Genomic DNA, 14772 nt, shown 5'->3' with positions numbered 1-14772 from the left:
GCTTTTCCCACCGTTTATCTGTTAGCATTGTTCTTGGCATGATGAATCGAGTTATGGTTGTTTTTGGCTGAATTATTGTAACTCACATCATGCCGTATAAAAAATAATCACGAAAGATCAACACGCCCTAGCAAACTCGAAAACAACGCAATAAAATTTAACATAAGTGCAAAGTTCGTCACACATTTGATAAACCAAATAATGAAGCCACAACCGAAAGGGTAATAACTTTTCCTATAATTTAATAAAGCTAAATTACCATAAATTGAATTTTTTGATTACTGCATTGTGCGCTATTTCATAAAATGGGTAAAAAACCGATCAATGCACACATAATGCTCCATTGTTACCATCAGAAGAAGCATAATAGGCGCTACCATAAGCTGAACTAATATGATACTGCCAACCAAGCGACAAAGGGTAAGACTCTGTTGACCAATAGTATGATTCAGTAAAATCACTATTATGATAATAATTTTTACGAGTACTCCCCCATTCTGCAAATAAACTGCCACCAATTCGACGCTGATAATTATTAGGTTGTCCTGGTAAACCACCACTCCAAAATCGATTATTGCCATTAGTCATATCAATAGTATTTGCGACATGGTAACCCGCCTTTTCCAAAGTCATACAAAATTCTTTAGCATCAAGATAACTCATTTCTTCAGAATTTGCTATAAACCATTTATCTATCTTAAAACTGTATATTTTGTTCTTTTTTGCTTTATCCGCATAAATAATAAATGTAGTAGGAACCGCTGTTGCTGCTTGTTCTACTGTTGAAGTATAGCTTGGCCCCATTAAATCAATTCTAGCAATATTGGCCGGCTTTCCTTTTTCGTGAGTAACATTAATATTAATGCCTGAATCCACTGGTAATTTAGTGTAAGTAAACTCACGGGCAAGCCCTCCGGCTGTCATTAAATAAAAATGTAACCCATTCGCCGCTGTATTTGGAAAGTTCATAAATGGTTGTTGGATATTTTGTGGTTTAAACCCATGATATCTATCCCATTGCTCAGCAGGACCAAGATGCGTACCATAGCTATGGTTCAAATTAGGCTGAGAAAAACAAGTATAAGGATCATTAACTTTAGGGGAAATATAATAGGTAACACTACTACCAATAAATTTACCTGATGAAGCAGGGATACCATATCGCGTGGATAATGTTGCATCATCACTTTTTAAGTAAATGCTATAAGGCGCATAACAAGGATCTAATATTTGAGCATAATTTCTAATTTGTTTACCATCAACATTTCTAATATCTATAGTCAATTCACCACCAGTTACAGTAATTTCATCACCATCATCATCTCTTGCTAGCCCAAAACTTAATAGAACATCATTTAATTTAGCCTTTTTAGTATGATCCATTGGATCTTCCTTATGCTTTTTGGGAAGAAACATCTTAATATCATTTACGCTTTGATTTTCCTCTGGCAGTATAATTGGGCTACTTTTTGATGAACGGTGATTACTTTTATCATATTTTCTACCATCAGACAGTGTAATACTTAATACTCCACTCATGCTATTTGCTTTGCTCTTGTTGTCATCGAAAGTTAAATACGGTGCACTACCGTGGATTACATTTGTCGTAGTAGCCGACAATACAGCTATAGCATTACCTGATAGAATTGTCTCACATAAGAATATCGTCATCAATTGCAACGCATAATGCTTAACGTTCGATTTTAATAAAATTCTTTGTAAGGCGGCATGGGAAGTAATTTTTGCTATTAGTATTCGTTTTGACTTTTTTAGCAAACTTATTAACTTCAATAATTGCATTAAATATAACTTATTAAGCAATAAGCAAACAGTAACAAGAAGAATACAAACTTTTCTGCCTATTCCAAATGGGTATTTAATCATTTTACTACCAACCATTCCATGGATTATTATTTTATAAATGATTTTAAAACAACTTTTGAGATCCATTCACAAAAAAAGAAAAGAGCAACTTATCGGTTATTATAAACACACCAGCTCTATCTATTGCCGTATACTACCATAAAAATTCAATTATTTACAAACAAAGGATACTTTGATAGTGCCTTTATTTTTTTGCTTGTTATAATACAAACTATCTTTTTTAAATAACTAATAAAAAATGGCTACAAATCCTTTATTATCTTTGCGAAATAAAATTAATAAATTAGATAAAACATTGTTAGAGCTTATTGCCCATAGGCGCCAACTTGCAACGCAAGTAATTCATACGAAAATTGAAGCAAACATTCCTGTGCGCGACATTGATCGTGAGCGTTCACTTATCAGAGCCTTAATCAATGAAGGCAAAGACTATCATCTTGATGATATTTTCATTAAACGCTTATATCAATTAATTATTGAAGATTCTGTACTATTACAACAAAAAATCTTGCAAGAAAAGCTTAATCTCAGCACAATCACCACAGCCAAAGTTGCCTTTTTAGGCCCCAAAGGATCTTATTCGCATTCTGCTGCTCGCCGCTATGCTAGCACTCACTTAGATGAAATGATTGAATTAAGCTGTTCAACCTTTAAAGAGATTTTTGAACAAGTCGAAAATAATGCCGTAGATTATGGAATTTTACCAATAGAAAATTCAAGTTCTGGCTCAATTAATGAAGTTTATGATTTATTGCAAAAAACTAATCTACATATTATTGGTGAGCTCTCTTTACCTATTGATCATTGTGTTCTTGCTATACAAAATTCACAGCTAGAGCAAATCGATACTATTTATAGCCATCCACAACCATTCCAGCAATGTAGTAACTTCTTAGAGAACTATCCTCATTGGAAAATCATATACTGCGATAGTACTTCATCAGCAATGGAAACTGTAGCTAAATTGAATCAACCTAATGTTGCAGCTATGGGTAATAAAGATGGTGGTGAATTATATGGGCTACAAGTCCTTGAACATAATTTTGCCAATCAAAAAGAAAACATTACTCGTTTTATTGTGTTAGCTCGTCAGCCAATAGAAGTATCTGATCAAATCCCTGCTAAAACCACAATTCTCATGAAAACAGGTCAGCAAGCAGGTGCTTTAGTTGATGCGCTATCGGTATTACGTAACCATAACATTGTTATGACTAAACTTGAATCACGCCCAATTCATGGTACGCCTTGGGAAGAGATGTTTTATATCGATTTGCAAGGTAACATTCATTCTTATGAAATGCAAACAGCTCTCAAAGAATTGGCATCAATGACTTTATATACTAAGGTACTAGGTTGCTATCCTAGTGATTCTATTGTTGCTGCAATGTAATGGCTATGAAAATACAATACTTTCCGCAAGCTGTCCTGACGTGGCATGAACAATATGGCAGAAAATCGCTACCATGGCAGGTCGAAAAAAGCTCTTATCATGTTTGGTTGTCTGAAGTGATGCTACAGCAAACCCAAGTTGCAACGGTTATTCCTTACTTTAATCGTTTTATTGAGCACTTCCCACAAATAACAGATTTAGCAAAAGCGCCAATTGATGATGTATTGCATCTTTGGACAGGACTTGGTTATTATGCAAGAGCACGTAATTTACATAAAGCAGCACAATTAATTGTGGATAAATTTAATGGCATGTTCCCTACAAAGTTCGATGATGTCGTCGCACTTCCAGGCATAGGACGCTCAACAGCTGGTGCAATTTTATCTCTTGCACAAAATCAACATTATCCAATTTTAGATGGCAACGTAAAACGTGTTTTAACCCGATATTTTGCTGTTGAAGGTTGGCCGGGTATTAAAACTGTCGAAAATAAACTTTGGCAATTAAGTGAACAAGTCACACCAAAACATAAGGTAGCAAAATTTAATCAAGCTATGATGGATATTGGGGCTATGGTTTGCACACGCACTAAACCTAAATGCTCCTTATGCCCATTGCAAACCCATTGTCTAGCATATAAAACCGAAAGCTGGCAACTCTATCCTACAAAAAAAACTAAAAATGCCATTCCCCAAAAGACAGCCTATTTTTTAATGCTAGAATATGATCATACAATTTGGCTTGAAAAAAGGCCTCCGTCTGGTATTTGGGGAGGATTATATTGTTTTCCTCAATTTTCAAGTAAACAAGCAATAACTGACTGGTTAAAAAAACAAGGTATCGAAACAACAGCACCAAAGCAACTTGTTGCATTTCGCCACACATTTAGTCATTTTCACTTAGATATTTTTCCTATTTATTGTGTCATTACCAAGTATACAAAATGTTTTAATGAACATAGTGGCTATTGGTATAAACTAAAATCTAACAACGCAAAAATAGGTCTTGCTACCCCTGTTTATAACTTATTAAAACAAACAGTTTAATCACGATTTATTATCAATATTGGTGCACTTTTTAGTGCATCATTATTATTCTTGTTTAACTATAATTTGCTAAGCGCATTAGATCATGCGGCTTTAGTTCAGTTTACTTATTTTATGGTTGGATTGTTATTTCTGGAATAGATTCTTAATCTATTAAGTATCATAATTGATTTTTATACTAAAACACATAATTACCTGAAAGTTTTTGACAGACACAATAATAACTAGATATAAGTTTAAATTAAATATGCATAGCATATTTAATCAGTTGCTTTTTTAATAGCTGACTATTATCAATGACATTCATACCAATTGTTCTTAACGTCTTTTTCAACAAATTATCACCATTAAACATATCTTGAATAGTTTGCATGGCCGTGAGCATAACTAACGCATCTTTGCGACGATTAAACTCAAATGATTTTAAATTTTTTACAAGCCCAATATCTTTATTAGTTTCGATTAATTGTTTAATGGTTGAAACTAATAAAGCAGAATCTTGAAAACCTAAATTTACCCCTTGTCCTGCTAAAGGGTGAATAGTATGAGCAGCATCGCCAATAAGTACTAACCGATGCTTAATAAATTGTTTAGCAAATCGCGCTTTTAATGGGAATACCATTCTAGGGTTAATTAACTGGCATTTACCAACTTTATCACCAGTCAACCGAAATAATTCGTTCGAAAATTCTGATTCAGAAAGTGAAGTTAAAGTAGACGCATTATCTGGTTTTGTCGACCAAACTAAACAACTTTTATTTACATTCCAAAGAGGAAGAAAAGCAATAATTCCATTGGGATAAAACACTTGCCTAGCACAGGATTGATGAGGATATTCAGTTTGAACAGTTGTAATCACAGCATGATGAAGATAATCATGCTCAAGAACAGAAATATTTTCACTCCTACGCACCCAAGAATGAGCACCATCAGCCCCTATCATTAATTTAGCTTGTAAAACAGTTTTATTTGCAAGTGTTAAAAAGGCAAAATCATCATTAAATGTGCAATCAACTGCTTCATGCCTATAAATCTTAATATTCGAACAGTTTAAGGCAAACTGGTAAAGATAATGAGAAATGACATTATTTTCAATTATGTATCCAAGATTAGAATAACCGTAATCTTTGGCTTGGGCAGACAAATGAGCTTGACCATTTTTTTCCCATACACCTATCTCAGTAAATTCCTGTACACGCTTGCTATTGCATAAATCATCCCATATACCAATTTTTGAAAAGTAGCGCTGGCTAGCGCCATTAATAGCAGAAGCTCTAATACTTATTTCAGCATGAGGCAAGAATTCATGCTGACAAAGTTTAGTATCTATAATCGCAATGTTTAAATCACATTGGCTAAGTGCACAAGCAGTGGCTAAACCAACTAATCCACCACCAACAATTACTACGTCAAATTGTAAATTCATACTAAATAAATGCAACTATTTATTATCATCTAACTTATTATCACTTTTTGATTCAACTTCGTCATCATTCATCGCTTTTTTAAAGCCTTTCAACGCTAAACCAAGATCCGAACCTAAATTACGTAACTTCTTAGTGCCAAATAATAAAATCACCACGGCAAGAAACACTAAAAGATGTGGAATGCTAAAAGACATGATCAAATCCTCTCAATAAATACAACGCTCTGTTAGGATAAGCTTTAAAACAGATTATATAGGAAACTGATTATACTCTTTTTGTGAAGGGATTTCATGAATAGTTCAAAAATAAAAAAAGACCTGTATAAAACTATACAGGCCAACATGAAATATAAGGAATATAAGGAAAGAAAACAATGAAAAATCCTTACCCTGCTTATTATCCATTTTTTTTCGCTTTCGTCAACGTTTTTATTTATTTTTTCAATTTAAATTATTTCTACATAAAAAATATAAATCAAATAAAATCATAATAATATAAAAAAGCCACCATTAAGATACCTTTGATAAATATCAAATAAACAATAAAAAAACTTTAATTAACACAGCAATAAATATTTTTACACAAAAATACGCATTTTCGAGCAGAAAAAACAATAAATAACTTTTTTTCCCAAAAAAATCAACAATCATAAAAAAAATGAAAAAACAAGATAAAAAAACAAGATATAAAATAAAAAAACAAATTAGCATAGGAATAAAGCAAAACTAATAGATTTTCAATGTTATTAACGTATACAAAAACACAAAAAAATACATTATAATTAATAAACTTATGCAAGAAATAATGGTTCAAAGATGAATACAATTAAAAATAATAATATTAAAACTTTTAAAGATAGACTATATAGCTCAATGCAAGGGTTATCTGTATCAGCCTTCGCTAAAAAATGTGATATGTCAGAAACAGTAATCCGAGATTATTTATCAGGTAAAACATATCCATCACTTACACGTTTAGAAGTCATTGCTGAAAAATGTAATGTTTCCTTTAATTGGCTTGCCACTGGACATAAATTAGAAGTATTAGATCCTAAAGACAGTGAAGAAGTCTATAACGAAAATATTTATCGTATCCCTGTATATAAAAAACAGTTACCAACAAAAGAAGAAGCACAAAAAGAGCGTTTTGTTAGAGAAACGCCTCCAGTAATGAATTATCCTATTGTTGAAGGTTGGGTTAAGCATCGAGGTTTGGATGCTAAAAAATTAATTATATACTGGGCTAAAGGCGATTTAATGTCGCCAGAAATCAAAAATAATAACGGATTAATTCTTAATACAGAAATAAATGAGATTATTGATGGTGCAATCTATTTAATTGAATATGAAGATATTACCTTTTTGAGAAAGATTCGTTTAACTCTCAATGGATGGTTGTTAATCTGCAATAATAGCCAATATCCGACTATTGAAGTACCTAAAGTAGACTTTCATAAATATCATATTGTTGGACGCGTTGTACTTATTATAAAAGATATATTTTAAGACCATTAGTATAGTAGCTATATATTGACGTTCAAGATATAATCATAATATGAGGAAATATAAAACATCATATTTCCTCATCAGCTTTTTAATATTTATAATATTATAAATCGCAGATATATCTAAAATTTCATGTAACAATTTAATGCATATATAATTTACATATATTTGCGCTATCCTCGTTTTTTAATATCATTGATTGTATTATCAATGGAAAACTCTATTATTTGTCAGGCCTAATATGTATCGATTTTTTGAAAAATTAGTATCACCTTATCCAAAAGTTGAATATGAATGTATGCCTAAAAATTTTTTTAATTTCATATGGCAATCAACTAAAGGAACTCGCTTATTTCTACTATTATTAATTATTCTTAGTGCATTCGCTGGCGCTTTTGAAGCCTTTTTATATGCAGCTCTTGGTAGGGTTATTGATTGGCTTGCAGCTGTTGAACCTAGCAAATTTTGGCAACAAGAAAAAACAACATTAGTAATATTAGCCTTAATCATCATAGCAAGTACAATTATTATTGGATTACAAACTATTATAAAACATCAATGCCTGGCTGGTAATTTTCCAATGAGAATGCGTTGGAACCTTCATCGGTTGGTACTCAATCAAAGTATGCGTTTTTTCCAAGATGAATTTGCCGGTAGAATATCAGCCAAAGTCATGCAAACAGCGCTTGCAGTTCGTGATACTTGCTTTTTAGTGACGGAGATTTTTATCTATGTCTTTATTTCGTTTATTACTATGGCAACAATCATCGGGCAATTAGATCTTTGGCTATTAATTCCATTTATAGGCTGGTGTCTAATTTATGGTATTGCTATGTATTATTTTATTCCTCGTTTAAGTAAAGTTGCTAGCATGCAAGCAGATGCTCGTTCTACGATGACAGGAAGAGTTACCGATGCCTATACCAACATCATGACAGTAAAACTTTTTTCTCATGCTGGCAATGAAGCAAAATATGCTAAAGAATCAATGGATGAATTTTTAGTCACTGTCAATCAACAAATGCGCTTAGTCAGTAGCTTTGAAATTGTTAATCATTTAATGTCTATTTTGTTGATACTAAGCACTACAGGTATTGCCTTATGGCTATGGAGCAATCAATTAATTGGTGTTGGTGCAATTGCAACAACAACCGCTGTAACGCTTCGATTAAACGGTTTTTCACATTGGATCATGTGGGAATTGGCAGCTTTATTTGAGAATATTGGCATAGTTAAAGATGGGATTAATACTTTTTCAGCCACTAAAACAGTTATTGATCAACCTAATGCAACATCACTTCATGTTACCCAAGGGAAAATCGAATTTAAGCACATCCATTTTGCTTATGATAAAAAACAACACAACTCAATTATTGAAGATTTAAATTTAACAATCAAACCTGGTGAAAAGATTGGTTTGGTCGGTCGTTCTGGAGCTGGAAAATCAACGCTTATTAATTTATTACTTCGTTTTTACGATTTACAAAGTGGTAATATTTTTATTGATGGTCAAGATATTACTGCCGTTAGTCAAGAAAGCTTACGTTCTAAAATCGGTATGGTGACACAAGATACTTCGTTATTGCATCGCTCAGTACGAGAAAACTTACTTTACGGTAACAAAAATGCTTCTGAAAAGGAGATGAGAGAAGCAGCCAAAAAGGCTCATGCAGATAAATTTATTCAAACACTCGTTGATACAAGAGGTAAAACAGGATACGACGCTTTTGTTGGTGAACGAGGTATAAAATTATCCGGAGGGCAAAGGCAACGTATTGCCATTGCTCGCGTCATTTTAAAAAATGCCCCTATTTTATTATTAGATGAAGCAACAAGTGCATTAGACTCTGAAATTGAGCAAGCAATTCAAGAAAGTCTATATACTTTAATGGAAGGAAAAACCGTTATTGCTATTGCCCATCGATTATCTACAATTGCGGCAATGGATAGACTAATCGTACTTGATCAAGGTAAAATAATCGAACAAGGAACCCATCAAGAATTATTAAACAAGAATGGTTTATACGCACAGCTTTGGAAACATCAGAGCTGTGGTTTTTTAGCCGATAACTTTTAATTTACAAAGAAGGTCAGGACTTATACTAAATATAAAATATATATATCCTGACCACACTTTATTAATTAATAAAATTTTTATAGAATTCCGATTCAAATCGCATGACTGCACTATTTTTGGGCTCTCCTTTATTATCAGCTTGGTATCCTGATAATAGCTGCACAAATGCAACATATTCCCCTTCAGACTTTTGGATAAATCCAGCTAAGTTATAGCAACCTTGAATATAACCTGTTTTGGCTCGTATTGTTTCTTTAAAAGGTGCTTGATTAAGACTTTTTCGATTCTGCAAAGTACCATCAACTCCAGCAATTGGTAACATTTCAATAATTCTTAATTTTGTATTATTAGCTGCAATATATTGTAGAATTTCCATTAACTTATCGGCGCTAACCAAGTTTAATCTAGATAATCCAGAACCATCAGCAATAACTAAATTTTCTAAATATATACCCGCTTTTTTACGTAAAATTTGCTTAACAGCATCACCGCCATTACGCCATGTACCTTGAACATTATAATAATGGGCCCCTAAAGTCCTAAATATAGCATCTGCATACAAATTATTTGATTTTTTAAGCATAACTGTCAACAGTTCAGAAAGTTGAGCTGATTGGCTAGAGGCTAATAATGACAACTGAGCATTAGTCCTTTGATTACGTTCAATAATAGTTCCTGTATACATTATTTTTTTTTGTTTAAGCTCATTTTTTAAAATTTTCGAAAAATATTCAACACTATCAATTACTGCAAATTTTAACGGTATTTTATCTGAACTTACAGCAATGCATCCTGATAAATGGTAATGGTTTTTATCTGAGTAGTTTACATCTAATTCACAATATTTATCATTTAAATCCTTACTATTAGCAGCGATAGTTCTGACATCACCAGTAAGAATAATAGGAGTATTGGAAGATACCGTAACAGAGGCTTTGGAACCGACCTTACCCGGAATAATGGTTGCATTAAAACAGTTATTATCAATAATAGCAGCTGATGGCGGAGCACTATAACATGCAGTTAAGTTATTCCAGGACCAGCCCGATGCTTTATCATGACTTGTAAAAATTGAAGTATCCAAAATCACATTTCCTGAAATTTTCTCAATACCTTTTTGGCTCAGTGTTGCAATCATGCTTTTTAATCGATCACGAGTAAAAGTTGGATCTCCACTTAATTGAATAATAAGATCACCATTTAACTGTTTATTACTTATTGAGCCATTGGTTTGTATACGAGTTATAAAACGGAAATCATTACCCAGTTCAAGCTGAGCAGCTAACGCAGTTATCACTTTTTGAGTGCTTGCTGGTTGTTTGAATTGATTACTTTTATATTTTGCTAATGTTTTAGGATTACGCCCAACAGATTGAACCAAAATGGATAAATCACTTCCTTTAGGTAAAGAAGATATATAAGGCTCTACTGGTTGTGCATATAATAATCCCGAAATAAAAGGAAGAAGAGTGAGAATAATTATCCTAAATTTTGTCATAAATACTGGCTCAAAATATTATTAAATTAAAACAGTTAAATAAGACTTGCAAATATAACTTTTTTTGATTTAGCTAGCAATATATACTCTATCACTTTTATAATTATATATTACGGTTAAATTAGATAAACCAACTATTCAAATTATCTAAAATCAATTAAAACTAGGTAATATAAATATGATGCAAAGTTCATTAGGATTTCCAATAGAGACCATGTTGGTATTTGTTGTGCTAGCCTTGGCTGCAATTATTGTTGATTTATATGCTCACCATAACGATAAACCTATCAGTTTAAAAAATGCCATTATATGGTCACTTTTTTGGATAATTGTTGCACTGGGGTTTGCACTATTTTTATACATTCATCATGGGAGTACTACTGCTAGCTTATTTGTTGCTGGTTACGTCCTTGAAAAAGCACTATCTGTCGATAATTTGTTTGTCATTATGGCTATTTTTTCTTGGTTTTCAGTACCTAATAATTATCGACATCGCTTACTTTATTGGGGAGTTATTGGCGCTATTATATTCCGCGCCATATTTGTTGTAATTGGAACAGGTTTGTTATATTTAGGTCCTTGGATGGAATTAGCTTTTTCAATATTAGTAGCTTGCACTGGAATAATAATGCTAAAAAATCAAGATAATGATCAAGACATAAAGGATTATTCAAATCACTTAACTTTTCGCATCGCCAAACGTATTTTTCCATCTTACCCCAAAATTGTCGGCCATCACATTTTATTAACCAAAAAACAACTTGATAGAGAACTTGCAAAACCTGAGAATAGCAATTTAGTTGGTAAAATACCTAAAAGTATTTTTTATGCTACACCGCTGTTTTCATGTATTGTTGTAATTGAGTTAAGTGACGTTATCTTTGCGTTTGATTCTGTTCCTGCCGTGATTGCTGTAAGCCAAGAACCGTTAATTGTCTATAGCTCGATGATTTTTGCTATTTTGGGTCTTAGAACTATGTATTTTATTTTACAAGCCATGAAACAGTATTTAGCTCATCTTGATAAGGCAATTATCTGTTTACTCTTTTTTATTGCCGGAAAATTGGCTTTAAATGCAAGTAACCATCTATTTGGATACGGTATTGATATAGATCCAATTACCAGTCTTTATATCGTTTTAGGCACACTAGCTTTAGGAATTATTGCTAGCATCATCTGTCCGAAAAAATAAAGTGCGATAATTAGAGTAAAAATATTGGCAGGTTTTCCTGCCATTTTTAGTATAAATTTATTGACGTTTTAAAGATCGAATAAAATAACTTACACCTAAAATAACAAACCAAATAGGTGTTGCCACTAATGCCTGGCGAGTATCGTTCTCAAAAGTAAGTAATACAATCACGAAGGCAAAAAAAGCCAAACAGACGCAGCACATAAAAATACCACCTGGCATTTTAAATTGAGATTGTTCATGTAAGTTTATTTTTTTGCGACGATAAGCAATATAAGAAATAAGAATCATCGACCAAATAAACATAAATAAAATAGCCGAAATTGTAGTTACTATAGTAAAAGCTTCCATGACATTAGGCACTAAATAAATCAAAACAACTCCACCAAACAAACATGTGCACGAGAATAATAGCCCATTAGCCGGTACAGAGCGACTTGATAATTTACCAAACGGTTCTGGAGCATCTTGTTTTTTAGCAAGCCCAAACAGCATTCTGCTTGTTGAGTAAATACCACTATTAGCAGATGATGCTGCTGAAGTTAATACTACAAAATTAATAATACTTGCAGCAGCGGGCAAGCCAATTAGAGTGAATAATTCTACAAAAGGACTTTTGTTTGGAGAAATAAACATCCATGGCGTTACACTCATAATAATGATTAAAGCAAAAACATAGAAAAAGATGATACGCGCAGGCACTGAATTAATTGCACGAGGCAAATTTTTGCACGGATCAACGGTTTCTGCTGCAGTTGTGCCAACTAACTCAATCCCAACAAAAGCAAAAATAGCAATTTGAAATCCAGCAAAAAAACCCATACTACCATGAGGGAAAAAGCCCCCGTATTCCCACAAATTCGAAAATGCAGCTGTGGTACCCGTTTGTTCGGAATGAAAAGCAGTCAAAATGAGTACGAGTCCAATTCCTATCAATGCTAAAATTGCAATAATCTTAATCATTGAAAACCAAAATTCTGTTTCACCAAACATTTTTACCGTTAATAAGTTTAGTGTTAAAAGTAAGGCAACTGTTAATAACATTGGTATCCATGACTGCAGTTCAGGAAACCAATGTTGCGCATATCCAGCAATTGCAATAACGTCGGCAATCCCTGTAATTACCCAACAAAACCAATATGTCCAACCAGTAAAAAATCCAGCCCAAGGCCCCAAAAGGTCATTGGCAAAATCACTAAAAGATTTGTACTTTAAATTAGAAAGAAGGATTTCCCCCATCGCACGCATAACAAAAAAAAGGATAAAACCAATAATCATATAAACAAAAATAATAGAAGGACCAGCAAGACTAATTGTCTTTCCTGAACCCATAAATAAACCAGTCCCAATTGCCCCACTGATTGCAATTAATTGAATATGACGGTTAGAAAGATTTCGCTTCAGATCATTTTTTGAGGATGTAATGCTCATCGCTATTATTTCCTTTTATTTTCTATATTTCTCGACTTACTAAGAGTCTAGGACTATAAAGTCTATAGAATAAAATCGCAAGTTGAATTGTTATGAAAACTTTTTATGGATTCATAATAATTATCTGTAGTTTCTTATAATAGAATTGTGTAGCATAACCAGCCATATTGCTTAACTTATTATAATTATTTTCCAAGATGAAAAAAAAAGATCGTTATTATTATTTTTATTTTTTTAGTATTTTACTTGTTTTATCTATTTTTATTGGTAGCCAATACTATTCAAATAAACCAACTAATCAAGGCCAACAATATAAAGATGGGAAATTATCTTTACCACTTAACATTAATCAGCCTCAATTAAATATTCCTGTCAACATATCAGACTACATTATTCAAATAGCTAAAATTAAATCGTCATCGCCTTCTTTATATAAAAAAAATGAACATATTTATAAAGCAATAAATGAGTGGATTAGCCGTTCTTTAATGGTTGATGAATTTTACAAGGTAGGACTTAACAGTTACGAAATGGTTGGACAAGATGGGTATGGCAATGTACATTTAACAGGCTACTACACTCCGATAATCAAAGCAAGGCATCAACCAACAGCAGAATTTAAATACCCTATTTATAAGATGCCTGTTGTTAGTGATGAAGAACAACTACCAAATCGTGAACAAATTTATAATGGAGCTCTTTCTGATAGAGATCTTGAAATTGCATACAGTAATTCCTTAATGGATAACTTTATTATGGAAGTACAAGGTAGTGCCTATATTGATTTTGAAGATGGTTCACCTTTAGTCTTCTTCAGCTATGGAGGTAAAAATAATTATGGCTATTCTAGTATAGGAAGATTATTAGTAGAACAAGGCGAAATAGAAAAAGAAAAAATTTCTATACAATCAATTAAAGATTGGGCAAAAAACAAACCAGAAAATCAAATTAAAGCTTTACTAATTCAAAACCGTTCATTTGTTTTTTTTAATCCACAATATAATGCTGAAGTTACGGGTGCGGCTGAAATACCTTTGGTTGCAAATGCATCAGTCGCATCGGATAAATCAGTCATTCCTTTAGGATCTGTAGTATTAGTTGATGTGCCGCTTCTTGAAGACGATGGGCAATATCGAGGCAGACGAGAAACTCGACTTATGGTTGCACTTGATGTAGGTGGTGCTATAAAAGGTCAACATTTTGACCTTTATCTAGGAATAGGAGATAAAGCAGGAAAATTAGCCGGATACTATAACCATTATGGACGCGCATGGGTACTACAGCCTTAAACTACTAACGTCGACGCCATCAAAAGAACCTGT

The 14772-nt window shown here is 32.8% G+C and carries 11 protein-coding genes; 6 read left to right on the top strand and 5 right to left on the bottom strand.

Features of this window, described 5'->3' with window-relative positions:
* Positions 1-321 precede the first annotated feature (321 nt).
* A complete protein-coding gene (locus ACGH80_RS09000; RefSeq protein WP_411630995.1) occupies positions 322-1884 on the bottom strand; it encodes a hypothetical protein in 1563 nt (520 codons plus the stop codon).
* Between the two features lie 238 nt (positions 1885-2122).
* Here ACGH80_RS09000 and pheA point away from each other — a divergent pair, with 238 nt between their 5' ends.
* Together pheA and mutY are read left to right on the top strand one after the other, a co-directional pair.
* Positions 2123-3274 carry a bifunctional chorismate mutase/prephenate dehydratase gene (pheA, locus tag ACGH80_RS08995; protein ID WP_174798586.1) on the top strand — a complete coding sequence of 384 codons (1152 nt, stop codon included), beginning with the start codon at positions 2123-2125 and terminating at the stop codon, positions 3272-3274.
* 5 nt (positions 3275-3279) lie between these two features.
* Positions 3280-4320 (top strand): A/G-specific adenine glycosylase, encoded by a 1041-nt coding sequence (gene mutY, locus ACGH80_RS08990; protein ID WP_411630996.1) that lies wholly within the window; start codon positions 3280-3282, stop codon positions 4318-4320.
* 241 nt (positions 4321-4561) lie between these two features.
* Here the strand turns inward: mutY and ACGH80_RS08985 are convergent, their stop codons facing one another.
* Entirely contained in the window at positions 4562-5746 is a 1185-nt protein-coding gene (locus ACGH80_RS08985; RefSeq protein WP_411630993.1) for an FAD-dependent monooxygenase, read from the bottom strand.
* A gap of 15 nt (positions 5747-5761) precedes the next feature.
* A complete protein-coding gene (locus tag ACGH80_RS08980; protein ID WP_034909727.1) occupies positions 5762-5941 on the bottom strand; it encodes a Sec-independent protein translocase subunit TatA in 180 nt (59 codons plus the stop codon).
* Positions 5942-6562: 621 nt separating this feature from the next.
* Here ACGH80_RS08980 and ACGH80_RS08975 point away from each other — a divergent pair.
* Positions 6563-7252 (top strand): helix-turn-helix transcriptional regulator, encoded by a 690-nt coding sequence (locus ACGH80_RS08975; RefSeq protein ID WP_034909729.1) that lies wholly within the window; start codon positions 6563-6565, stop codon positions 7250-7252.
* A gap of 241 nt (positions 7253-7493) precedes the next feature.
* Positions 7494-9329: an ABC transporter ATP-binding protein gene (locus tag ACGH80_RS08970; RefSeq protein ID WP_411630990.1), complete on the top strand. Its 1836-nt coding sequence runs from the start codon at positions 7494-7496 to the stop codon at positions 9327-9329.
* A 61-nt stretch (positions 9330-9390) separates the two neighbouring features.
* Here ACGH80_RS08970 and dacB read toward each other — a convergent pair whose 3' ends face one another.
* Positions 9391-10827, bottom strand: coding sequence for a serine-type D-Ala-D-Ala carboxypeptidase (dacB, locus tag ACGH80_RS08965; RefSeq protein ID WP_411630988.1), 1437 nt, complete (start codon positions 10825-10827; stop codon positions 9391-9393).
* Positions 10828-11005: 178 nt separating this feature from the next.
* Between dacB and ACGH80_RS08960 the strand changes: the two genes are divergently transcribed.
* Complete coding sequence (locus ACGH80_RS08960; RefSeq protein WP_085164409.1) at positions 11006-12019, top strand: TerC/Alx family metal homeostasis membrane protein; 1014 nt, start codon at positions 11006-11008, stop codon at positions 12017-12019.
* A 57-nt stretch (positions 12020-12076) separates the two neighbouring features.
* Here the strand turns inward: ACGH80_RS08960 and cycA are convergent, their stop codons facing one another.
* Positions 12077-13450 (bottom strand): D-serine/D-alanine/glycine transporter, encoded by a 1374-nt coding sequence (cycA, locus tag ACGH80_RS08955; RefSeq protein WP_411630986.1) that lies wholly within the window; start codon positions 13448-13450, stop codon positions 12077-12079.
* Between the two features lie 197 nt (positions 13451-13647).
* On the opposite strand from cycA, the gene mltA reads away from it, so the two are divergent.
* The gene (mltA, locus tag ACGH80_RS08950) at positions 13648-14739 is read left to right on the top strand and encodes a murein transglycosylase A (RefSeq protein ID WP_411630983.1); all 1092 of its coding nucleotides are present in this window, start codon (positions 13648-13650) and stop codon (positions 14737-14739) included.
* The last annotated feature ends 33 nt before the right edge of the window (positions 14740-14772 follow it).

Source organism: Gilliamella sp. BG1, assembly GCF_046635625.1.
GTDB lineage: Bacteria > Pseudomonadota > Gammaproteobacteria > Enterobacterales > Orbaceae > Gilliamella > Gilliamella bombi.
Note: the sequence above shows the minus strand (reverse complement) of the source record. Positions and strands in the feature narration are given on the sequence as shown.